The sequence below is a fragment of the Serratia sp. CY31944 genome, assembly GCF_052169175.1.
Lineage (GTDB): Bacteria > Pseudomonadota > Gammaproteobacteria > Enterobacterales > Enterobacteriaceae > Serratia > Serratia sarumanii.
Window position 1 is genome coordinate 78403 of the sequence record NZ_JBJNLG010000019.1, and the last position, 20189, is coordinate 98591.

Annotated in this window: 25 protein-coding genes; 13 read left to right on the plus strand and 12 right to left on the minus strand. The window is 60.2% G+C overall.

Annotation, left to right across the window (positions count from 1 at the left end):
* Positions 1-265 precede the first annotated feature (265 nt).
* A complete protein-coding gene (locus tag ACJ8IN_RS18900; RefSeq protein WP_033637808.1) occupies positions 266-655 on the plus strand; it encodes an inner membrane protein YbjM in 390 nt (129 codons plus the stop codon).
* Positions 656-700: 45 nt separating this feature from the next.
* On the opposite strand, the gene ACJ8IN_RS18905 is transcribed toward ACJ8IN_RS18900, so the two are convergent.
* Positions 701-964 carry a GrxA family glutaredoxin gene (locus ACJ8IN_RS18905; protein WP_004938676.1) on the minus strand — a complete coding sequence of 88 codons (264 nt, stop codon included), beginning with the start codon at positions 962-964 and terminating at the stop codon, positions 701-703.
* Positions 965-1194: 230 nt separating this feature from the next.
* Between ACJ8IN_RS18905 and ACJ8IN_RS18910 the strand changes: the two genes are divergently transcribed.
* The 9 genes from ACJ8IN_RS18910 (at position 1195) to rlmC (ending at position 9452) form a co-directional block, all read left to right on the plus strand.
* On the plus strand, positions 1195-1497 hold the full coding sequence (locus ACJ8IN_RS18910) for a YbjC family protein (RefSeq protein WP_033646672.1): 303 nt from the start codon (positions 1195-1197) through the stop codon (positions 1495-1497).
* A 54-nt stretch (positions 1498-1551) separates the two neighbouring features.
* The gene (gene rimK / locus ACJ8IN_RS18915) at positions 1552-2454 is read left to right on the plus strand and encodes a 30S ribosomal protein S6--L-glutamate ligase (protein WP_033637810.1); all 903 of its coding nucleotides are present in this window, start codon (positions 1552-1554) and stop codon (positions 2452-2454) included.
* 135 nt (positions 2455-2589) lie between these two features.
* Positions 2590-3069: a YbjN domain-containing protein gene (locus ACJ8IN_RS18920; RefSeq protein WP_004938666.1), complete on the plus strand. Its 480-nt coding sequence runs from the start codon at positions 2590-2592 to the stop codon at positions 3067-3069.
* 406 nt (positions 3070-3475) lie between these two features.
* Positions 3476-4585: a spermidine/putrescine ABC transporter substrate-binding protein PotF gene (gene potF / locus ACJ8IN_RS18925; protein ID WP_033637811.1), complete on the plus strand. Its 1110-nt coding sequence runs from the start codon at positions 3476-3478 to the stop codon at positions 4583-4585.
* A gap of 123 nt (positions 4586-4708) precedes the next feature.
* Positions 4709-5842 carry a putrescine ABC transporter ATP-binding subunit PotG gene (gene potG, locus ACJ8IN_RS18930; RefSeq protein ID WP_033637812.1) on the plus strand — a complete coding sequence of 378 codons (1134 nt, stop codon included), beginning with the start codon at positions 4709-4711 and terminating at the stop codon, positions 5840-5842.
* Between the two features lie 24 nt (positions 5843-5866).
* Complete coding sequence (gene potH / locus ACJ8IN_RS18935; RefSeq protein ID WP_033646669.1) at positions 5867-6829, plus strand: putrescine ABC transporter permease PotH; 963 nt, start codon at positions 5867-5869, stop codon at positions 6827-6829.
* Positions 6826-7671 (plus strand): putrescine ABC transporter permease PotI, encoded by an 846-nt coding sequence (gene potI / locus ACJ8IN_RS18940; RefSeq protein ID WP_016928360.1) that lies wholly within the window; start codon positions 6826-6828, stop codon positions 7669-7671. Before potH ends, potI begins: the two co-directional genes overlap by 4 nt.
* A 104-nt stretch (positions 7672-7775) precedes the next feature.
* Positions 7776-8255, plus strand: coding sequence for a YbjO family protein (locus tag ACJ8IN_RS18945; RefSeq protein ID WP_048321404.1), 480 nt, complete (start codon positions 7776-7778; stop codon positions 8253-8255).
* 69 nt (positions 8256-8324) lie between these two features.
* Entirely contained in the window at positions 8325-9452 is a 1128-nt protein-coding gene (gene rlmC / locus ACJ8IN_RS18950; RefSeq protein ID WP_060418397.1) for a 23S rRNA (uracil(747)-C(5))-methyltransferase RlmC, read from the plus strand.
* Here rlmC and ACJ8IN_RS18955 read toward each other — a convergent pair.
* The 8 genes from ACJ8IN_RS18955 to ACJ8IN_RS18990 all read right to left on the minus strand — a co-directional run bounded on the left by ACJ8IN_RS18955 (position 9449) and on the right by ACJ8IN_RS18990 (position 14703).
* Entirely contained in the window at positions 9449-9733 is a 285-nt protein-coding gene (locus ACJ8IN_RS18955) for a type II toxin-antitoxin system RelE family toxin (protein ID WP_033654647.1), read from the minus strand. The genes rlmC and ACJ8IN_RS18955 overlap by 4 nt on opposite strands.
* Positions 9723-9974 carry a type II toxin-antitoxin system Phd/YefM family antitoxin gene (locus ACJ8IN_RS18960; RefSeq protein ID WP_004928423.1) on the minus strand — a complete coding sequence of 84 codons (252 nt, stop codon included), beginning with the start codon at positions 9972-9974 and terminating at the stop codon, positions 9723-9725. The genes ACJ8IN_RS18955 and ACJ8IN_RS18960 overlap by 11 nt, the downstream gene beginning before the upstream one ends.
* Positions 9975-10075: 101 nt before the next feature.
* Complete coding sequence (gene artJ / locus ACJ8IN_RS18965) at positions 10076-10810, minus strand: arginine ABC transporter substrate-binding protein (RefSeq protein ID WP_033637816.1); 735 nt, start codon at positions 10808-10810, stop codon at positions 10076-10078.
* A 199-nt stretch (positions 10811-11009) separates the two neighbouring features.
* Positions 11010-11678: an arginine ABC transporter permease ArtM gene (gene artM, locus ACJ8IN_RS18970; protein ID WP_033637817.1), complete on the minus strand. Its 669-nt coding sequence runs from the start codon at positions 11676-11678 to the stop codon at positions 11010-11012.
* Positions 11678-12394, minus strand: a complete 717-nt coding sequence (gene artQ, locus ACJ8IN_RS18975; protein ID WP_033637818.1) for an arginine ABC transporter permease ArtQ — start codon at positions 12392-12394, stop codon at positions 11678-11680. The genes artM and artQ overlap by 1 nt, the downstream gene beginning before the upstream one ends.
* 9 nt (positions 12395-12403) lie before the next feature.
* On the minus strand, positions 12404-13135 hold the full coding sequence (gene artJ / locus ACJ8IN_RS18980) for an arginine ABC transporter substrate-binding protein (RefSeq protein ID WP_039566746.1): 732 nt from the start codon (positions 13133-13135) through the stop codon (positions 12404-12406).
* A 32-nt stretch (positions 13136-13167) separates the two neighbouring features.
* Entirely contained in the window at positions 13168-13896 is a 729-nt protein-coding gene (gene artP, locus ACJ8IN_RS18985) for an arginine ABC transporter ATP-binding protein ArtP (protein ID WP_152904006.1), read from the minus strand.
* 264 nt (positions 13897-14160) lie between these two features.
* Positions 14161-14703, minus strand: coding sequence for a lipoprotein (locus ACJ8IN_RS18990; RefSeq protein WP_033637821.1), 543 nt, complete (start codon positions 14701-14703; stop codon positions 14161-14163).
* A gap of 159 nt (positions 14704-14862) precedes the next feature.
* On the opposite strand from ACJ8IN_RS18990, the gene ACJ8IN_RS18995 reads away from it, so the two are divergent.
* A complete protein-coding gene (locus tag ACJ8IN_RS18995; RefSeq protein WP_033637822.1) occupies positions 14863-15186 on the plus strand; it encodes a heavy metal-binding domain-containing protein in 324 nt (107 codons plus the stop codon).
* A gap of 119 nt (positions 15187-15305) precedes the next feature.
* Positions 15306-16142: an N-acetylmuramoyl-L-alanine amidase gene (locus tag ACJ8IN_RS19000; RefSeq protein WP_033646661.1), complete on the plus strand. Its 837-nt coding sequence runs from the start codon at positions 15306-15308 to the stop codon at positions 16140-16142.
* On the opposite strand, the gene ACJ8IN_RS19005 is transcribed toward ACJ8IN_RS19000, so the two are convergent.
* Complete coding sequence (locus ACJ8IN_RS19005; protein WP_308325571.1) at positions 16143-17153, minus strand: NAD-dependent epimerase/dehydratase family protein; 1011 nt, start codon at positions 17151-17153, stop codon at positions 16143-16145.
* 158 nt (positions 17154-17311) lie between these two features.
* Entirely contained in the window at positions 17312-18751 is a 1440-nt protein-coding gene (locus ACJ8IN_RS19010) for a DUF2867 domain-containing protein (RefSeq protein ID WP_193169084.1), read from the minus strand.
* Between the two features lie 150 nt (positions 18752-18901).
* Here ACJ8IN_RS19010 and ACJ8IN_RS19015 point away from each other — a divergent pair, with 150 nt between their 5' ends.
* On the plus strand, positions 18902-19249 hold the full coding sequence (locus tag ACJ8IN_RS19015) for a DUF1294 domain-containing protein (RefSeq protein WP_033647462.1): 348 nt from the start codon (positions 18902-18904) through the stop codon (positions 19247-19249).
* Here the strand turns inward: ACJ8IN_RS19015 and ACJ8IN_RS19020 are convergent, their stop codons facing one another.
* Positions 19250-20077 (minus strand): MurR/RpiR family transcriptional regulator, encoded by an 828-nt coding sequence (locus ACJ8IN_RS19020; RefSeq protein ID WP_060387531.1) that lies wholly within the window; start codon positions 20075-20077, stop codon positions 19250-19252.
* Between the last annotated feature and the right edge of the window lie 112 nt (positions 20078-20189).

A 20189-nucleotide genomic window follows, 5' to 3' on the forward strand; every position in this document is an offset into this window, starting at 1 on the left:
GCTTGATATAGATAACTATAAGAGATAGATTCAGCCTTAAAACGACGTTATAAATCACCACCAGCGTAAGGCGAAGCGAACCATCGTTCGGCGGCGTTCATTCTAGACGCTATGACCGATGACAGCCAGCACAGAAAGCTGATTTCCTGCGCCGCCGTGCGCATTTAACTCTCTTTTGACCAAGGAAAAAATTCGGTTCAGCGTCACCGCGCGGATGAGCGGGCCGATTTCTATTGATGCGGTAATTGGGCGGGGGAGAATTCGCATGACGAGTTATAGATATTGGCTGGGCATTCTCAGCTGTTTTCTGTTGTTCAGCCTGGTGTTTCTCGGCCAGCAAACCGGCCTGTTCGGCAGCACGGATCATGAGCACCACGGCGAAACCGGCCTGCTGCTGTTTGTGATCCCCGGTGCGATCGCCAGCTATCTGTCGAGCCGCAAGCGGCTGCTTTGCCCGCTGCTCGGCGCGCTGTATGCGCTGCCGCTGTGCCTGTTGATCCGCCATTTCTGGCTGACGCCGTCCTCTTCGTTCTGGCAGGAGCTGGCGTACGCCACCAGCGCGGTGTTCTGGTGCGTGTTCGGCGCGATGCTGATGCTGTTCGCCCTCGGCCTGTTGCAGACGCTGCAGCAGCTGCACCGGCGGCAGCGGCAATAAAAAAAGGCGCGTTAAGCGCCTTTTTTGTCTTTGTCGTTCAAAAACTTACTGGAACAGGTTCAGGTGTTCTTTGGCGTAAGCTTCGAAATCGGTGCAACCGCCGATGTGCTTCTCATCCAGGAAGATCTGCGGCACGGTTTCAACCGGTTTGCCGACGGTTTTTTCCAGATCGGCCTTGGTGATACCTTCCGCGTGGATGTCAACGTAACGGAAGTTGAAATCGTCGCGTTCTTCAGTCAGTTTTTCCGCCAGTTCTTTAGCGCGGACACAATAAGGACAGCCAGGACGCCCGAAGATTACTGCAAACATGCAACGCTCCTTAATTGGATTTTCAATAAATTGTTCGCTACCGCAACGACATCCCGTCACCGAAAAAGTCATTACCTGCGTCAGATGGCGCCTACTATGCCCGTTGAGCCGGCGAAAAAAAAGCAGGAATTACCTGTTAGTTTGATTCATGTAACCAATTAGTCGGCCGGGGCTGTCGCCGCCGACGGGAATTCACTACACTGGAGGCAGACCTTCTGGAGAAGAAAAATATGCGTTCATTCGGTGACTTACCGCGCCCGGTGCTGGTGTTGGAAGGGCTGGGCATCGTGATGCTGGTGCTGGCCTACCTCAGCATTCACGGGCACCTGCAGCTGCCGGGCTGGCTGGCTTCGCAGCAGGCGGCGGTCGGCATGATTTTCCTCGGCGTGGCGCTGATGGTGCCGGCGGCGGCGTTTCTGGTGTGGCGCGTGGTGCAGGGCTTCGGGCCGCTGATGCGCGGCGGGTTGCCGCCGGAAAACGATCGCCGCAAACCGCAATCGAAAGATAATCAGGACAGCGATCCGCGCGCCTGAGCGCCGCGGCCGCTAACCCGCCTGCCGGGCAGGCGTTGGCCTTTGGGGTGACGAGTGAAAATTGCCATTCTTTCTCGCGACGGAACGCTCTACTCATGCAAGCGGCTGCGTGAAGCGGCGGAAGATCGCGGGCACAGCATCGATATCATCGATCCGCTCTCCTGCTACATGAACATCAATCCGGCGGCACCGACCATTCATTATCGCGGCCGCCAACTGGAGCGTTACGATGCGGTGATCCCGCGCATCGGCTCCGCCATCACCTTTTACGGCACGGCAGTGCTGCGTCAGTTCGAGCTGCTCGGCAGCTACCCGCTAAACGAATCCGTGGCCATTACCCGCGCCCGCGACAAGCTGCGTTCGCTGCAGCTGCTGGCGCGGCAGGGCATCGATCTGCCGATTACCGGCTTTGCCCATTCGCCGGACGATACCGGCGATCTGATCGAACTGGTCGGCGGCGCGCCGTTGGTGGTCAAGCTGGTGGAAGGCACGCAGGGCATCGGCGTGGTGCTGGCGGAAACCCGCCAGGCGGCGGAAAGCGTGATCGACGCCTTTCGCGGGCTGAACGCCCACATCCTGGTGCAGGAATACGTGCGTGAAGCGCAGGGGCGCGACGTGCGCTGTTTGGTGGTCGGCGGCCGGGTGGTGGCCGCCATCGAACGGCAGGCCAAGCCCGGCGAGTTTCGCTCCAACCTGCACCGCGGCGGCACCGCCCGCAAGGTGACCATCACCGCCAGGGAACGGGCGATCGCGGTGAAAGCGGCCAGCACGCTGGGGCTGGACGTCGCCGGGGTGGATATCCTGCGCGCCGAGCGCGGCCCGCTGGTGATGGAGGTCAACGCGTCGCCGGGGCTGGAAGGGGTGGAAACCACCACCGGGCTGGACATCGCCGGCATGATGATCGAATACATTGAGCAGCGCGGCCGGCCGGGCTTTCGCCTGAAATCCGGCGGTTGACGGGGCGGGGGCGCGCTTTTCCCGCCGTGCAATATCTGAATTAGTGAATTAAGCCGCATTGATCGTGGCGTATCGGGTGAATATTCCGTAAGCTATGCGCCTTTTCGCGTATTGAATATTGTGAGGCTGGTTATTATGGATTCACTCATTGTCCCCGATTTGGCGCTGTTGCGGCGCTGGCTGGATCAGTCGGGCATCTCTTTCTTTGAGTGCGATTCCTGCCAGGCGCTGCACCTGCCGCACATGCAGAACTTCGACGGCGTGTTCGACGCCAAGATAGATCTGGTGGACAACGTCATTCTGTTTTCCGCGCTGGCCGAGGTAAAGCCCACCGCGCTGATCCCGTTGGTGGCGGACCTGAGCCAGATCAACGCCAGTTCGCTGACCATCAAGGCGTTCGTCGACATTCAGGACGACAACCTGCCGAAGCTGATCGTCTGCCAGTCGTTGAGCGTGGCGGTCGGCATCACTTACGAGCAGTTTACCCACTTCATGCAGCAGGGCGAAGAGCAGGTCTCGATGGTGATCCTCGAGGCGCGGGCGAACGATCTGCTGTTTATGGGTGATGAAGAAGAGATCCCCGCTGGCGCCGTGCGTCAGCCGATGCTGCACTGATCCTCGTCGTACCTTAAGCATGCCGTCGCTCCGGCGGCATGCTGCCGTTATTCCCCTCCGCAATAAAATATTCTGCACTTTGGCCTTTGCCGCCCGATCTTTCTCGCCTTTTGTGCCGTTAATGGCGTATCACATAGAGAAAAACTGCATAAAAAATCGATAAAAGGCGTTTTTTACCCTGGGGGCTGGCGGGTTGCGATGGCAGCGGCTATGCTGCTGATTCTGCAAAGGGCTTGCGATTTCCCTTGTGGCCACGCGAGCAGGGCAGTGAAAAAAGGCGTATGCAATCATATGCATAGCCATTCAGTTCGCGGTTGCAACGATTGCGCTCGATCAGGAAAGGTTTTGTATCGCTGCAGATACAAGTTCAATTCTATGATTCACCCTGTTTTGGAGGAAGTTACGGATGGTCACCCAACGTAAAAAGTGGTTATCGGGTGTGGTTGCCGGCCTGTTGATGGCCGCGTCCGTCACGGCGTCAGCCGAAGAGAAAACGCTGCACGTGTATAACTGGTCCGACTATATCGCGCCGGATACCCTGGCCAAATTCCAGAAAGAAACCGGCATCAAGGTGGTGTACGACGTCTTTGACTCCAACGAAGTGTTGGAAGGCAAACTGATGGCGGGCAGCACCGGTTATGATCTGGTGGTTCCTTCATCCAACTTCCTCGAGCGCCAGTCGCAGGCTGGCATCTTCGAGCCGCTCGACAAGAGCAAAATGCCCAACTACAAGAATCTCGATCCCGAGATGCTGAAGCTGGTGGCGCACAATGACAAGGACAACAAATACGGCATCCCTTACCTGATGGTGACCACCGGCATCGGCTACAATGTCGACAAGGTGAAGGCGGCATTGGGCAAAGACGCGCCGGTCGACAGCTGGGATCTGATCCTCAAGCCGGAAAACCTCGAGAAGCTGAAAAGCTGCGGCGTCTCCTTCCTCGATGCGCCGAGCGAGGTCTACGCCACCGTGCTGCACTACCTGGGCAAAGATCCCAACAGCACCAACGCGGCGGACTATACCGGCGCGGCTAACGATCTGCTGTTGAAGCTGCGGCCGAACATCCGTTACTTCCACTCGTCTCAATACATCAACGATCTGGCGAACGGTGATATCTGCGTGGCGATCGGCTGGTCGGGCGACGTGATGCAGGCGGCCAATCGCGCCAAAGAGGCGAAGAACGGCGTGAACGTGGCCTACGCGATCCCGAAAGAAGGGGCGCTGACCTACTTTGACATGTTCGCCATGCCGGCGGACGCCAAGAACAAAGACGCCGCCTACCAGTTCCTGAACTTCCTGATGAAACCTGACGTGATGGCCGGCATCAGCAACTATGTCTATTACGCCAATGCGGTGAAGGACTCCACGCCGCTGGTGAACGCTGAGGTGCGCAATAACCCGAACGTCTATCCGCCGGCCGATCTGCGCGCCAAGCTGTTCACGCTTAACGTACAGTCGCCGAAGCTGGACCGTGTCATTACCCGCGCATGGACTAAAGTTAAAAGCGGGAAGTGATGATGGGGGGATATCCCCCGATCGTCAGTAAACCGGCAGGCGGGCGCTCCCCGCCTGCATTGCCGTTTTGGGCCACGGCGCTCGCCGTGGTTTTGTGCCGCTTTACGCCGGAGAGCACCCCGATTGAACGACGCCATCCCTCGTCCTCAAGCCAAGTCGCAGAAGGTTTTCACCCCTCTGCTGGAAATCCGTAACCTCACCAAAACCTTCGACGGGCAGAACGCGGTCGAAGACGTCAGCCTTACCATCTACAAGGGCGAGATCTTTGCGCTGCTCGGCCCGTCCGGCTGCGGTAAGTCCACCTTGCTGCGCATGCTGGCCGGTTTCGAGCAGCCCTCGGAAGGGCAGATCGTGCTCGATGGGCAGGATATGTCGCACGTGCCGCCGTACCAGCGGCCGATCAACATGATGTTTCAGTCCTACGCGCTGTTCCCGCACATGACGGTGGAGCAGAACATCGCCTTCGGCCTGAAACAGGACAAAATGCCACGGGCGGCGATCGCCGAACGGGTGGCTGAAATGCTGGCGCTGGTGCACATGCAAGAGTACGCCAAACGCAAGCCGCACCAGCTTTCCGGCGGCCAGCGGCAGCGGGTGGCGCTGGCGCGCAGCCTGGCCAAGCGGCCCAAGCTGCTGCTGCTGGATGAGCCGATGGGCGCGCTGGACAAGAAACTGCGCGATCGCATGCAGTTGGAAGTGACCGACATTCTCGAGCGCGTCGGCGTCACCTGCGTGATGGTGACGCACGATCAGGAAGAGGCGATGACCATGGCGGGGCGCATCGCCATCATGAACCGCGGCAAGTTCGTGCAGATCGGCGAGCCGGAAGAGATCTACGAGCATCCGAACAGCCGCTTCAGCGCCGAATTTATCGGCTCGGTCAACGTCTTCGACTGCGTATTGCAAGAGCGCCACGACGATGCGCTGATCCTGCAAAGCCCAGGGTTGCGCCATGCGATCAAAGTCGATCCGGACGCCTCGGTGGTGGACGGCGTGCCGATCCAGGTGGCGCTGCGACCGGAAAAGATCCTGCTGTGCGAACAGGTGCCGGAAGACGGCTGCAACTTCGCGGTGGGAGAAGTGGCGCATATTTCCTACCTGGGCGATCTGTCCATTTATCACGTGAAGCTGCACAGCGGGCAGATTATCAGCGCCCAGCTGCAAAACGGCCACCGTTTCCGCAAGGGGATGCCGACCTGGGGCGATGAAGTGCGTCTGTGCTGGGAAACCGACAGCTGCGTAGTGTTGACGGTGTAGTGGAGCCGGTGAGGAGTAACCCGTATGACCCTGCTTTCTGAACGCACGCCGGAACCGCCGGCCAAAACGCCCGGCACCCTCAAGGCGCTGTTCCACCGCCTGCTGATGGCTCACGGCCGCAAGCTGGTGATCGCGCTGCCGTATTTATGGCTGACGCTGCTGTTCATGCTGCCGTTCCTGATCGTGTTCAAGATCAGCCTGGCGGAGCTGGCGCTGGCGGTGCCGCCTTACACCGAGCTGATGAGCTGGGTGGACGGCAAGCTGAACATCGCGCTCAACTTCGCCAACTACCTGCAGCTGACCGACGATCCGCTGTATATCGACGCCTACCTGCAGTCGCTGCGCGTGGCGGCGGTCTCGACGCTGTGCTGCCTGATCATCGGTTATCCGCTGGCCTGGGCGGTGGCTCACAGCAAGGCGTCAACCCGCAACATTCTGCTGCTGCTGGTGATCCTGCCTTCCTGGACCTCGTTCCTGATCCGCGTCTATGCCTGGATGGGCATTCTGAAAAACAATGGCATTCTTAATAACTTCCTGATGTGGCTGGGTGTCATCGATCAGCCGCTGGTGATCCTGCACACTAACCTGGCGGTGTATATCGGCATCGTTTATTCCTATCTGCCGTTTATGGTGCTGCCGATCTACACGGCGCTGATCCGGCTGGATTACTCGCTGGTGGAGGCGTCGCTGGATCTGGGCGCCCGGCCGCTGAAAACTTTCTTCAGCGTGATCGTGCCGCTGACGCGCGGCGGTATCATCGCCGGTTCGATGCTGGTGTTCATTCCGGCGGTGGGGGAGTTCGTGATCCCGGAACTGCTCGGTGGGCCGGACAGCATCATGATCGGCCGCGTGCTGTGGCAGGAGTTCTTCAATAACCGCGACTGGCCGGTAGCTTCGGCGGTCGCCACCATCATGCTGCTGTTGCTGATCGTGCCAATTTTGTGGTTCCACAAACACCAGAACAAGGAAATGGGGGGGCAGGCATGAACAACTTGCCGGTAGTGCGTTCACCGTGGCGCATCGCCATCCTGACGATCGGCTTTACCTTCCTGTATGCGCCGATGCTGATGCTGGTGATCTACTCCTTCAACAGCTCCAAGCTGGTGACGGTGTGGGCCGGCTGGTCCACGCGCTGGTATACCGAACTGTTCCACGACTCGGCGATGATCAGCGCGGTGGGGCTCAGCCTGACCATCGCCGCCGCTTCCGCCACCGCCGCGGTGGTACTGGGGGCCATCGCCGCCGTGGTGATGGTGCGCTTCGGCCGCTTTCGCGGTTCGACCGGCTTCGCGTTTATGCTGACTGCGCCGCTGGTGATGCCGGACGTGATCACCGGCCTGTCGCTGCTGTTGCTGTTCGTGGCGATGGGGCACGCCTTCGGCTGGCCGTCGGAGCGCGGCATGTTCACCATCTGGCTGGCGCATGTCACCTTCTGTACCGCTTACGTGGCGGTGGTGATCAGCTCGCGCTTGCGCGAGGTGGATCGCTCAATTGAAGAGGCGGCGATGGATCTGGGGGCGCCGCCGCTGAAGGTGTTCTTCGTCATCACCTTGCCGATGATCGCGCCGGCGCTGATCTCCGGCTGGATGCTGGCGTTCACCCTGTCGCTGGACGACCTGGTGATCGCCAGCTTCGTCTCCGGCCCGGGCGCCACCACGCTGCCGATGCTGGTGTTCTCCAGCGTGCGCATGGGGGTGAATCCGGAAATTAACGCGTTGGCCAGCCTGATCCTGCTGGTGGTGGGCATTCTCGGCCTGATCGCCTGGTGGTTTATGGCGCGCTCGGAAAAACAACGATCGCGCGAATTGCAGCGGGCGGCCCGTAGCTGAATCGTAACAAACCTGCTATTTTTGCAATCAATAAGTATTGCAACTAACTACCTGACTTTACATGCGCCACCTGTATAGGTGGCGCGTCGTAGCGGAATACGGATATGTCAGACATGCTGAAAAGCGGGCAGGGAATGGGATCGACTTCGGATGCGCCGGTGCCGGTGATGGTGGCGGGTACCGCCATGGTCGCGATCAAGTGTATCAGCGTGGTGCTGCTGCTGGGCGAGCTGGGCGTCGACGGCGCGCAGGAGTTCGTCAACACCAGCGCGCAGGCGTGGGATTCTACCTTTATCTTTCTGGCCGGCCTGCTGCTGCTGTGCCTGCAAATCAGCTGCGGCTTTGCCGTGATGCGCGGCCGCAACTGGGGGCGCTGGGGGTATGTGGCCTGCCAATGCATCGTGGTGCTTTACCTGCTGTTGGCCACCATCGGCAGCGTCTTTCCCGAGGTGTTCACCGTGGAAGGGGAAACCAGCGGCCAAATCCTGCACGTTCTGATCCTGCAAAAGATCCCCGACGCGGTGATCCTGGCGTTGCTGTTCGTTCCTACCGCCAGCCGCCGCTTCTTCGCCGCGCGCAAGTGAGATTTTAGGCGCGCGGAGTGGTAAACTCTGCGCCCTTAATTCGTCATCCTGAACTTCACGGTAATCTTCATGCATTGCGCTTTGTATACGGCGGGCACCTGCCGTTCCTGTCAGTGGCTGGAAAAGCCCTATCCGCAGCAATTGGCCGACAAACAGCATCACCTGCACTCGCTGCTGGCCGGGCGCGACGTCGCGCAGTGGCTGCAGCCGGTGGCGGGGGAACTGAGCGCATTTCGCAATAAAGCCAAGATGGTGGTCAGCGGCAGCGTGGAGCGCCCGCTGCTCGGCATGCTGCACCGCGACGGCACGCCGGCCGATCTGAGCGACTGCCCGCTGTACCCTGCCGGCTTTGCGCCGATGTTCGCGGTGCTGAAAAGCTTTATCGCCCGCGCGGGTCTGACGCCGTATAACGTGGCGCGCAAACGCGGCGAGCTGAAGTACCTGCTGCTGACCGAAAGCACGCTCGACGGCGGCGTGATGCTGCGCTTCGTGCTGCGCTCGGAAACCAAGCTGGCGCAGCTGCGCGCCGCGCTGCCGTGGCTGCAGCAGCAGCTGCCGCAGCTCAAGGTGATCTCCGCCAATATTCAGCCGGTGCACATGGCGATCATGGAAGGGGAGCGCGAGATTGCGCTGACCGAACAGCAGGCGCTGGAGGAACGGTTCAATCAGGTGCCGCTGTTCATCCGCCCGCAAAGCTTCTTCCAGACCAACCCGCAGGTCGCCGCCGATCTGTATGCCACCGCCCGCGACTGGGTGCGCGCGCTGGGTATCGACAGCATGTGGGATCTGTTCTGCGGCGTCGGCGGTTTCGGCCTGCACTGCGCGCAGCCGCAAACGCGGCTGACCGGCATCGAAATCAGCGCGGAAGCGATCGCCTGCGCGCGCCAGTCGGCGCAGCGGTTAGGGTTGTTGCACGTAGATTTTCAGGCGCTCGATTCCACCCGTTTCGCCACCGCCGAAGGCCAGGTGCCGCAACTGGTGCTGGTCAACCCGCCGCGGCGCGGCATCGGCCAGGCGCTGTGCGACTATTTGAGCCGGATGGCGCCGGACTATATTCTCTATTCCAGCTGCAACGCCGAGAGCATGGCGAAAGATATCGAGATGTTGCCGGGGTACCGCATCGAACGGGTGCAGCTGTTCGACATGTTCCCGCATACTGCGCACTACGAAGTGCTGACGCTGTTGGTGCGGCGTTAAAGGCGCTTTTTGGCAGCCGTGTAAGCCGCTGAACGTTCGCGTTTGCCCACAGACAGGACCAGAACCACGATCTCCGTTTCCATGACGCGATACACCAAACGAAAGCCGGATGCTCTGAGTTTGATTTTGTAGCAATCGGGCAAACCGGCGAGTTTGTTGGCAGGGACGTGGGGATTAACCAATACCGATACCAGCTTTTTTTTGAACTGTTCCCGGATCACCGGGGACAGTTTTTTAAACTCCTTCAGCGCATGTTCTTCGAATTCAAGCTTATAAGTCATCCAAATTGACCTTAATGCGTTTGCCGTTCATCCGTGAACGAACGATTTCAGCGAGTTCGATATCTTCCAGGTACTCCGCGATAGCCTCCCAGGTTTCCGGTGAGACGTAATATCCCGAAATCTTACCGTTGGTCAGGACGGCGACCGGCTGCCCTTGTGCCTCTTTAAGGGCGGCGTTGGGCGATTTCTTAAAATCGCTGATGCTGACTGCGGAATCGGCAAGAATGGGTTGAACCGTCATGATGTTATCCTTGATGCTAAATTCAGTATCAAATTTAGCACTAAATGGATGGGGTAGCAATCGGATGGAGCCGCCAAAGGATGGCGGCTCCACATGCGGACTTACTGCGGGAACCACTTGTCGTTGATGGCCTTGTAGGTGCCGTCGGCCTTGATGGCGTCCAGCGCGGCGTTCAGCTTGGCCAGCAGCGCCTGGTTGTCCGGGCGCACAGCGATGCCGAGACCGGTGCCGAAGTATTGCGCATCGGTGATGTGCTCGCCGACCGGCGCCAGCTGCGGGTTGGTTTTCAGCCACTCGTTCACCACGGCGGTGTCGCCGAATACGCCATCAATACGGCCGTTTTTCAGCTCCAGAATGGCGTTCTGGTAGCTGTCGTAAGAGACGGTGTTAATCTCCGGGTGCTTGTCCTGCATGTATTTCTGATGGGTGGTGCCGTTTTCCATGCCGAGTTTTTTGCCTTTCAGATCCGCCAGCGAGCTGAACTTGCCTTTTTGCGCGATCACGATCGCCGAGTTGGCGTAGTAAGGCTGGGTGAAGGCGACCTGTTTGCTGCGCTCCGGCGTGATGTCCATACCGGAAATCACCGCATCGTATTTCTTGAATTTCAGCGCGGCGATCAGGCTGTCGAACGCCTGGTTGGTGAAGGTGCACTGCGCCTGCATCTGCTTGCACAGCGCGTTGGCCAGATCGATATCGAAGCCGACGATCTGGTTATTGGCGTCGAGCGATTCGAACGGCGGGTAGGTGGCGGAGGCGGCGAAGCGGATGGTCTCGGCCGCGGTGGCGTTAAAGGTGATTCCGGCCAACATCGTCGCGGCAAGCAGCAGTTTTTTCATGCGTAGAGCTCCTGTCTGGATCCTGAAAGTGATTTTTCGCTATCGTTTGTTTTTACTGGTAATCGCCAGAGGTTTTTGCGAGGACACCTGCTGATAACCCTGCCATCGAGTGAATTAAAATGCAATGAAAATGATTAAATATTGCCTCAGGGATAAAAAAAGCCCCGCACGACGGCGGGGCTCATGAGGGGAGGCGGCCTCAGTTGCGGCGCTCAAACGCCAGCGCGCGGCGCTCCACCAGCCGCATCAGCAGCGTCAGCAGGCCGTTGACGCACAGGTACACCAGGCCTGCGGCGCCAAACACCATGACGTCGTAAGTGCGGCCGTACATCAGCTGGCTGTAGCCCATCACTTCCATCAGCGTGATGGTGTAAGCCAGCGAGGTGCTTTTGAACACCAGCACCACTTCGTTGGAGTAAGACGACAGCGCGCGCTTGAAGGCGAACGGCAGCAGGATGCGCAGCGTCTGCCGGCGCGACATGCCCAGCGCTTCGCACGACTGCCATTGCCCGGCGGGAATGGCGCGCACCGCGCCGTAGAACAGTTGCGTGGTGTAGGCCGCGCTGTTCAGCGCCAGCGCTATCATCGCGCACAGCCAGGGCTGCGACAGCAGATTCCACAGCCACGGGTAGTCGCGGATCGCCGGGAACTGGCCGGGGCCGTAGTAGATCAGGAAGATCTGCACCAGCAACGGCGTGCCGGTGAACAGCGTCACGTAGATCTTGACCAGCGGCGTCAGGATAGGCGTTTTCAGCGTCAGGATCACCGTCAGCAGCAGCGACAGCACCAGCGCGACGATCAGCGCGGCGACGGTCAGCGTCAGGCTGGTGTGTAACCCTTTGAGGATTTCCGGCAAATACTCAATCATCAGACCGGCCCCCGCTCAAAGCGCGTGGCGCGCAGCTCAATGCGTTTGATGACGTATTGGCTGAACAGCGTCACCAGCAGGTAGATGGCCGCCGCGATCACATACCAGGTAAAGGGTTCCTGGGTGCGCGTGGCGATGCTCTTGGTTTGCAGCATTAGATCGTTCACGCTGATCAGCGACACCAGCGCGGTGTCTTTCAGCAGCACCAGCCACTGGTTGCCGAGGCCGGGCAGGGCGTGGCGCCACATCTGCGGCATGATCAGGCGAAAGAAGATCGCCGCCTTGCCGAGCCCCAGTGCCTGGCCGGATTCCCACTGCCCCTGCGGCACCGCTTTCAGCGCGCCGCGCAGCGTCTGCGAGGCGTAGGCGGAATAGAGCAGGGCCAGAGCGATCACCCCGCACAGGAACGGGCTGACTTCGAAATTGTCGATCGCCAGCTGAATCGGCAGCTGGAACAGACCGAGGTTGAGGGTAAAGCCGTCGGAGAGCATCAGCAGCAGCTGCGACGAACCGAAATAGATAAACAGCACCACCAGGATTTCCGGCAGGCCGCGCAGCACGGTCACCCAGGCGGTGCCGAGCCAGCTGACCGCTTTCCAGCGGGACGATTCCCATACGGCGAACAGCATCGCCAGAATCAGCCCGAGGATCAGGGCGCAAACGGCAAGGCCGACGGTCATGCCGGCGGCGCTTGCTAAAGGTTGAAATTCATTCATCGGGGCGTATTACTGCTGGAACCATTTTTTGTAGATGGTTTCATAGGTCCCATCCTGCTTGATCTTGTCCAGAGCGGCGTTGAACTTGCCCTGCAGCTCGGTGTTCTTCTGGCGTACCGCGATGCCGAGGCCGGTGCCGAAGTAGTCTTTATCCGTGACTTTGGTGCCCACTGCCGCCAGCGCGTCATTCTGCTTCAGCCACTCGTTGACCACCGCGGTATCGCCGAACACCGCATCAACGCGGCCGTTCTTCAGATCCAAAATGGCGTTCTGGTAGCTGTCGTAAGGCACGGTGGTGATTTCCGGGTGCTTGTCGGTCAGGTATTTCTGGTGGGTGGTGCCGTTTTGCACGCCCACTTTCTTGCCTTTCAGCGCCGCCACGTCGGCGATTTTGCCTTTCTGCGCGATGAACAGCGCCGAGTTATCGTAGTACGGCTTGGTGAACAGCACCTGCTTTTCACGTTCGGGCGTAATGTCCATGCCGGCCATCACCGCATCGAAACGCTTGAATTTAAGGCTTGGGATCAGGCTGTCGAACGCCTGGTTGGTGAAGGTGCACTCGGCCTGCATCTCTTTGCACAGCGCGTTGGCCAGATCGACATCAAAACCCTGAATCTTGTTGCCGGCGTCAATAAATTCAAATGGAGGATAGGAGGCTTCGGTAGCGAAACGGATGGTTTCGGCTGCGGAGGCGGAAACGCTGATGCCGGCCAGAACGGCGGCGATTATTAGTTTTTTCATCGCAAACTCCCCAAATTACAGCAAGTTAATTGTTAGTGTGATAAGTAGTTGGCAAACTCGGTGGTCCGCGGCTGCATGAAGTGGCTGCTGTCGCCTTGCTCCACCACGTGGCCGTTTTCCATGTACACCACGCGGCTGGCGGTCTTGCGCGCCACTTCCACTTCGTGGGTGACGATCACCTGCGTGATGCCGGTGCCGGCCAGTTCGCGAATGATGCTGACGATCTGAGCGGTGATTTCCGGATCCAGCGCCGCGGTCGGTTCATCGAACAGCAGCACCTGCGGTTCCATCATCAGGGCGCGGGCGATTGCCACGCGCTGCTGCTGGCCGCCGGAAAGGTGCAGCGGGAAGCGATCGGCGAAGTCGGTCAGGCGCAGACGCTTGAGCAGCTTGTCGGCGCGCTCCATCGCCTGAGCCTTGGTCAGACCCAGCACGCGGCAAGGCGCTTCGATCAGGTTCTGAACCACGGTGAGGTGAGGCCACAGGTTGTATTGCTGGAACACCATGCCGACATTTTGACGCAGTTCGCGAATGGCTTTCTCGCCAGGCGCCTGCTTGAAGTCGAATTGGTTGCCGGCGATCTGCAGTTGGCCCGAACGCGGCATTTCCAGCAGGTTCAGCACCCGCAGCAATGAACTTTTCCCGGCGCCGCTTGGGCCAAGCAGCACCAGGGTTTCCCCGGCTGGACAATCCAGCGTGATGTCAAACAGCGCCTGGTGAGCGCCGTAATAGCAATTGATACCGTTAAGTTGAATACTCATGCGCCAGAATTGAATAGACATTGATGCCGCAAATGTTAACTTCCACAGAATACTTATGCAATCTTTGTGCGTTAAAATTTATGAGTGTGCGGCGGGACAGTAAAAGATTAGCACAAGATACCGCGACTCAAGCCGAGGGAGGGGATTTGTGGTGCAGGCTGTGAGATCGGTAGCGAAATTTTTTCTATTGGACGAAATCTGAGCGGCAGGCGGGAGGCGGGGATGGCCGACGCGGCAAACCCGCGTCGGCCTGGGGATCGCGGGTTACTGGTTTTCCAACACCTGGCGCACGCTGCCGTTGGTGGCATGCGCTGGAACATTCAGGTAGCGAATATCATCAACCACCCAGCAGGTGCCTTCGCGCACCATCAGCACTTCGTCCTGCCAGTTCACGGTGCTGTTGGCGTCTTTTTGGTAGCTCAAGTCGACGCGCAGCGGGATGTTTTTCGCATCGGTGTTAGGAATGGTCGAGGCGCTGGCGACGGACGCGCTGCCTGGCCCCTGCGCATTGCCGGAGAACAAGTCGCCGGTGATCCGATGCTTGCCCGGGTTCTGGGCGGCGCTGACCAGATCCTGATACAGCACTTTGCTCAGGTAAGGCTGCAGCTGCGCCAGGCGGTTGCTGTCCGGCAGGCCGGCGCCCTGCTGGATGCGCAGGTCATAGAACTTTTGCGCGACCGTATCCGGGCCGCCTTCCACACAGCTGCCGCTGCGGGTGCCGATATCCTTGTATGCCGGTTCCACCGTGGTACAGGCACTCAGCAACAGCGCTAAGGGTAAAACAGCCGCAATCGTTTTTGTTTTCATCTTATTACCTTATGTGAAAGTCTCTACCATGAAGACCGATAGCTTACAGTATAAATGCGTTTTTTGGCCTTGCATTCGTACTGCGTGCCATTGATTAAGCGAACATAACGCTAATCTTCTGGTCATAGATACGTTGAATTAATCAAACAAGGAATTCTGATGCAGCTTTCAACTACCCCGACCCTGGAAGGGTTCACCATCACCGAATACTGCGGCGTGGTCACCGGCGAAGCGATCCTCGGCGCCAACATCTTTCGTGATTTCTTCGCCGGCGTGCGCGATATCGTCGGCGGCCGCTCGGGCGCTTATGAGAAAGAGCTGCGCAAGGCGCGCTTGATCGCGTTCGAAGAGCTGGAAGATCAGGCGAAAGAGCTGGGCGCCAACGCGGTGGTCGGCATCGATATCGATTATGAAACCGTTGGCAAAGACGGCAGCATGCTGATGGTGACCGTCAGCGGCACCGCGGTGAAAGCCAGCCGCTAATCCCACTCCCCAACGCCCTGGCGCGTCTGGGGCGTTTTACTTTGTCCGACGGTGGCTTCCGTGGCGATTATTGATTAACGTTAACGCTATATCAGGTCATCACATCACAGGGAGGATAAGTGAAAATTTGGCCAGGGATCATCGCCGCCGCGCTGCTGGCGGGATGCCAAAACCCGCAGCAGGACACGCTCGTCGATCGCGGCGCTTACCAGCTCGAAACCCTGCATCAGGCGCAGGGCGCGGATCAACGCATCCGCTTTCTGGTGATGCACTACACGGCGGAAGACTTCCACTCATCCCTGAAAACGCTGACCGACGAACACGTCAGCGCGCATTATCTGCTGCCGGCGCATCCGCAGCGCGAACACGGCAAACCGACGGTGTTCCGCCTGGTGCCGGAAGCGATGCGCGCCTGGCATGCCGGCGCCAGCGCCTGGCGCGGCCGCAGCAACCTCAATGACACCTCGATCGGCATCGAAATCGTCAACAAGGGCTTCACCCGCAGCATGCTGTTCACCCACTGGCAGCCCTATACGGCGGAGCAGATCGCCGTGCTGATCCCGCTGAGCCGCGACATCATCCAACGCTATGGCATCCAGCCGCAGGACGTGGTGGGGCACAGCGACATCGCGCCGCAGCGTAAACAGGATCCCGGCCCGCTGTTCCCCTGGCGGCAGCTGGCCCAGGCCGGCATCGGCGCCTGGCCGGACGAACGCGACGTGCAGCGTTTGCTGGCGGGGCGCGATCGCCATGCGCCGGTAGCGATGGCGCCGCTGCTCGAAAAGCTGGCGCGTTACGGCTACGCGATCGATCCGTCGTGGAATGCGCGGCAGCAGCGCAATGTGCTGGCGGCGTTTCAGATGCACTTCCGGCCCGACGATGTGCGCGGCGAACCGGATGCGGAGAGTGAAGCGATTGTCGATGCGCTGCTGGTGAAGTACGGCGCGGCGCGTTGATTACAGGCCGTGCAGCTTGCCGTGATCTTTCAGCCAGCGGGCGGTGCGCGCGATGCCTTCTTCCAGCGAGACGATCGGCTGATAGCCCAGCTCTTGCTGCGCGCGGGTGGTATCGAGCGTGAGGTCGAAATTGAGTTTGGCGACGCCGTAGTGGGTCAGCACCGGCTCCTTCTCGCTTTTGCTGCCGAGGCGCTCCATGCCGCGTGCCATCATGTCGAGCATCGGATAGGGGACGGAGCGGATATGGCACTTCATGCCCAAATCGTCGATCAGCTGCTGCACCACGGTGCGAAGCGGGCGCGGCTGCTGGTTGGTGATGTTGTAGGCGCGGCCGGACGGCGTATCTTCTTTTAGCGTCGCCAGCCACATGGCGTGCACCGCATTCTCCAGGTAGGTCATGTCCACCATCGCCGCGCCGCCGCGCGGCAGCAGCAGGTTGCCGTAGCGTTTGATCATCTGCAGCAGCCGCGGCAGCATCACCTTGTCGTGCGGCCCGAACAATCCCTGCGGGCGCAGAATGGTGAAATGGGTCTGCGGATTGGACAGCGCCAGCTGCTGGATCACCTGCTCGCCGGCGGCCTTGCTGCGCGCGAACTCGTTGGCGTAGCGCTGCGGGCGAAAGTCTTCGGTCACGTTGCGGTGATGGTGGTAATCGAAATAGATCGCCGGGGAAGAGATGTGAATGAACTGCGCCACGCCGTAGGCCGCCGCCCATTCGCCGAGGCGGCGGGTGGCGCGGACGTTGGCCAGTTCGAAGGCTTCTTCGGTGCCCCAGGGCGAGGTGAAGCTGGAGCAGTGCCACAGCACGTCGACGTCCGTCAGCATCGCCTTGGCCTGCGAAGAGATCAGATTGGTGAGATCGGCATGAACGAACTCCGCGCCCATTTTTTCCAGCAGGCCGCCCATCGCCTGGTTGCGGCCGGTGGCGCGCACTTTGATGCCCTGACGGCGCAGATATTCGACGGCGTTACGGCCTAACCCACTGGTGGCACCGGTGACCAATACCTTCATAACGGACTCTATTTTCACCCAAAATCGGAATACCGGCGGGCGCTTGCGGCGCTCCCAGCAAATAAGATGCCATTCTTCCGTGATTTCGTGCGCTATGCAATCGGAAAGCCCCGAAGCACAGCGGCAAACTGTGCGGTTGATCGACAAATGAACGGCGTTCAGCGCTGTTGGCGGTCCAGACCCTCGGCAAGTTCGGCGATGCGCTTCGCCATGCCGCGGAAAATGAACAGATGCGCGGGCATCATGGCGAACCAATACAGCAGCCCGCTGAAGCCGGCCGGATGCCACCAGGCGCGCACGTCCAGCGTGCGGCGATCGCCGTGATCGGTAATGGTGAAGCTCAGCCGCCCCAGCCCCGGCGCCTTCATGCCGAACAGCAGCGCCAGTTGCCGCAGCGGTTTCAGCGTGATGACTTTCCAGCCGTCGATCTCGTCGCCCAGCGCCAGGCTCGCGCGCGCCGGGCGGCCATAGACTACGCCGTTGCCGATCATGTCGTCCATGCGGGCGCGGATCCGCCACAGAATATTGGCGTAGAAATAGCCTTCTTCGCCCCCCAGCTGCTGCACCGTTTGCCACAGGGACTCGCGGGTGGCGGCGGTGTCCAGTGAACAACCGGCCTGTTTCGGGTAGTAACCGTAGCCGGGGCGCCAGCGGGCCCGCGCCGCCGGATCGTAGCCCCAGTCGGCGGAATCGACCACCTCCTGTTCGCGCTGCAGCGTGGTGGCGACCGCCTGATAGAAGGTGTGCAGCCGCTGCGGGATCAGCGCCTGCAGCGGCCGGCCGTCGGCGGGCAGATCGTGCTTCAGCCCCTGGATCAGCGCGCGGGCGATCGGCGTCGGCACCGAGGTGATCAGGCTGATGAACCACACCGAAATCAGCCGCGTCGGCAAGGGGATCGGGATCAGCCAGCGCCGTTTGCCGCTGATGGCGATAAAGCGTTGGAACATATCCTGATAGCTGAGGTACTCCGGCCCGGCAACGTCGAAGATGCGGTGCTCCTGCGCCGGGTGCGCCAGCAGATCGGCCAGATAAACCAGCAGGTTCTCCAGCGCCACCGGCGACGACTTGGAGCGCACCCAGCGCGGCGGCGTCAGCACCGGCAGGTTATAGACCATGTCGCGCATCACTTCGAACGCCGCCGAGCCGGGGCCGACGATGATGCCGGCGCGCAGTTCGGTCACCGGCACGCCGCTCTGGCGCAAAATCTCGCCAGTCAGGCGGCGGGCCGCCAGGTGCGGCGAACTGTCGTCGTTCGGCTGCAGCGCGCCGAGGAAGATCACCTGTTTGACGCCGGCATTGCGCAGCGCGTCGCGCAGGTTTTCCGCTGCCTGGCGCTCCTTCTCGATAAAATCGTCGCCGTCGCCCATCGCGTGCACCAGATAGTAAAGCGTATCTGTCTCCCACAGCGCCGCGCTCAGGGTCTCCGGGCGGTACAGATCGGCATACAGGCAGTTGACCTGCGGCCAGTTCCGCTCCTGCAGCCACTCGATGCGCCGCGCGGCGGCGGTAATCTGGTGCCCCTGTTCGATCAGGTGCGGGATCAGGTTCTGGCCTATATAGCCGCTGGCTCCAAGAACCAGTACGCGTTGGGGTGTCATCGGGCCGCCTTGTGCGGTAGAGGATTGGCAGAACGACAGGATGCCAAATTCAGGGTTTAAATGCACTTTTTGTATGGGTATAAGCCGGTTGCATCCATCGTGGCGCAGGTTCACACTACGCGCCCTTTATCGAACGAAAAACCGGATGCCATGAAGCTCAATGTGATTTGTTACGCCCTGCTGGGCCTGGCGCTGGTCGCCAGCCTGTTCTCGCTGCATCCGGTGTGGATGTGGTTGCTGCTGGCCAACCTGCTGACGTTTCTGATCTACGGCGGCGATAAGCTGGCGGCGCGGAAGGGGTGGCGGCGGGTGCCGGAGGCGACGCTGTTGCTGTTCGGCGCGCTGGGCGGGTGGTTGGGCGCACTGGTGGCACAGCAGCTGTTTCGCCACAAAACCCAGAAGCAGCCGTTTAAAACCTGGTTCATCCTCAGCGTGGCGCTCAACCTGGTGGCGGTGCTGGGGCTGTGGTACTGGGTTTATGGCCGCTGGATCTTCTGATTACAGCAGCAGCGGCAGGGTGGCGCTGGCGGTGGCCTGCATCGCCTGAGCGTAGGCGGGATCGCGCCGAGCCAGTTCGGCGATCATCAACTCCACCAGCAGCATGGCGCCGACCTTGGCCGGCAGGGCGCCGGCGGTCAGCGGCCCTTCCGGTTTGGCCGCCACCAGCAGCGTATCCGCCAGCTTGGCCAGCGGGCTGCGTTGGGTGTTGCTGACGGCGATCACGCGTGCGCCGCGCCCTTTGGCCAATGCCACCGCATGCAGCACGTCCTTGGTGGAGCCGGAGCTGGAGATGACGATCAGCAGATCCCGCTCACTCAGCGAGGCGGCGTTCATCGCCGCCCGGTGCATGTCGCTGAACAGCTGCGCCGGTTTGCCGAGGCGCAGCAGCTTGTAGTGCAGGAAATCGCCGATGATGGCGCTGGCGGCGACGCCGTAAATCTGCACCGAAGCGCAACGCTGCAGGCTGTCCGCCGCCTGTTGCAGCGCCTGCGGATCCAACAGTGCGCCGGTATCCCGCAGCGCCTGAACGCTCTCTTCCAGCAAATTTTCCGCCGCGCTTTGCCGCGTCGCCGCCTCCGGCTGGCTTTGTTGCAGGCTGAGGGCCAGCGCCATTTTAAATTCGGTATAGCCTTTGCAGCCCAGATGGCGGCACAGCCGCGTGACGCTGGCTTCGCTGGTGGCGCTTTCACGCGCCAGTTCGGTGATGGTCAGGTAAACGGCGCGGGAGGGCTGCGCAAGAAGATAGTTGCCGAGCTTTTGCAACGTGGGGCTGTACCCCGCCAAATCCTGCCGCAGCCGCAATAACAAGTTGCCTGTATTCATCACGTTACCTTTCTGAGTATTCCCGTTTCTATTGTGGCGGAAAGACGCCGCCGCTCGCCAGCGAAATCGACGGATTGTGAAGCGGATCATCGTTATGAATAAAATTTTCATAAAA

Excerpts from the sequence above, each read along its gene's own strand:
- ACJ8IN_RS18900 (WP_033637808.1), top strand. The coding sequence starts at position 266 with ATGACGAGTTATAGATATTGGCTGGGCATTCTCAGCTGTTTTCTGTTG.
- ACJ8IN_RS18905 (WP_004938676.1), bottom strand. The coding sequence starts at position 964 with ATGTTTGCAGTAATCTTCGGGCGTCCTGGCTGTCCTTATTGTGTCCGC.
- ACJ8IN_RS18910 (WP_033646672.1), top strand. The coding sequence starts at position 1,195 with ATGCGTTCATTCGGTGACTTACCGCGCCCGGTGCTGGTGTTGGAAGGG.
- ACJ8IN_RS18920 (WP_004938666.1), top strand. The coding sequence starts at position 2,590 with ATGGATTCACTCATTGTCCCCGATTTGGCGCTGTTGCGGCGCTGGCTG.
- potF (WP_033637811.1), top strand. The coding sequence starts at position 3,476 with ATGGTCACCCAACGTAAAAAGTGGTTATCGGGTGTGGTTGCCGGCCTG.
- potH (WP_033646669.1), top strand. The coding sequence starts at position 5,867 with ATGACCCTGCTTTCTGAACGCACGCCGGAACCGCCGGCCAAAACGCCC.
- potI (WP_016928360.1), top strand. The coding sequence starts at position 6,826 with ATGAACAACTTGCCGGTAGTGCGTTCACCGTGGCGCATCGCCATCCTG.
- ACJ8IN_RS18945 (WP_048321404.1), top strand. The coding sequence starts at position 7,776 with ATGTCAGACATGCTGAAAAGCGGGCAGGGAATGGGATCGACTTCGGAT.
- rlmC (WP_060418397.1), top strand. The coding sequence starts at position 8,325 with ATGCATTGCGCTTTGTATACGGCGGGCACCTGCCGTTCCTGTCAGTGG.
- ACJ8IN_RS18955 (WP_033654647.1), bottom strand. The coding sequence starts at position 9,733 with ATGACTTATAAGCTTGAATTCGAAGAACATGCGCTGAAGGAGTTTAAA.
- ACJ8IN_RS18960 (WP_004928423.1), bottom strand. The coding sequence starts at position 9,974 with ATGACGGTTCAACCCATTCTTGCCGATTCCGCAGTCAGCATCAGCGAT.
- artJ (WP_033637816.1), bottom strand. The coding sequence starts at position 10,810 with ATGAAAAAACTGCTGCTTGCCGCGACGATGTTGGCCGGAATCACCTTT.
- artM (WP_033637817.1), bottom strand. The coding sequence starts at position 11,678 with ATGATTGAGTATTTGCCGGAAATCCTCAAAGGGTTACACACCAGCCTG.
- artQ (WP_033637818.1), bottom strand. The coding sequence starts at position 12,394 with ATGAATGAATTTCAACCTTTAGCAAGCGCCGCCGGCATGACCGTCGGC.
- artJ (WP_039566746.1), bottom strand. The coding sequence starts at position 13,135 with ATGAAAAAACTAATAATCGCCGCCGTTCTGGCCGGCATCAGCGTTTCC.
- artP (WP_152904006.1), bottom strand. The coding sequence starts at position 13,896 with ATGAGTATTCAACTTAACGGTATCAATTGCTATTACGGCGCTCACCAG.
- ACJ8IN_RS18990 (WP_033637821.1), bottom strand. The coding sequence starts at position 14,703 with ATGAAAACAAAAACGATTGCGGCTGTTTTACCCTTAGCGCTGTTGCTG.
- ACJ8IN_RS18995 (WP_033637822.1), top strand. The coding sequence starts at position 14,863 with ATGCAGCTTTCAACTACCCCGACCCTGGAAGGGTTCACCATCACCGAA.
- ACJ8IN_RS19005 (WP_308325571.1), bottom strand. The coding sequence starts at position 17,153 with ATGAAGGTATTGGTCACCGGTGCCACCAGTGGGTTAGGCCGTAACGCC.
- ACJ8IN_RS19010 (WP_193169084.1), bottom strand. The coding sequence starts at position 18,751 with ATGACACCCCAACGCGTACTGGTTCTTGGAGCCAGCGGCTATATAGGC.
- ACJ8IN_RS19015 (WP_033647462.1), top strand. The coding sequence starts at position 18,902 with ATGAAGCTCAATGTGATTTGTTACGCCCTGCTGGGCCTGGCGCTGGTC.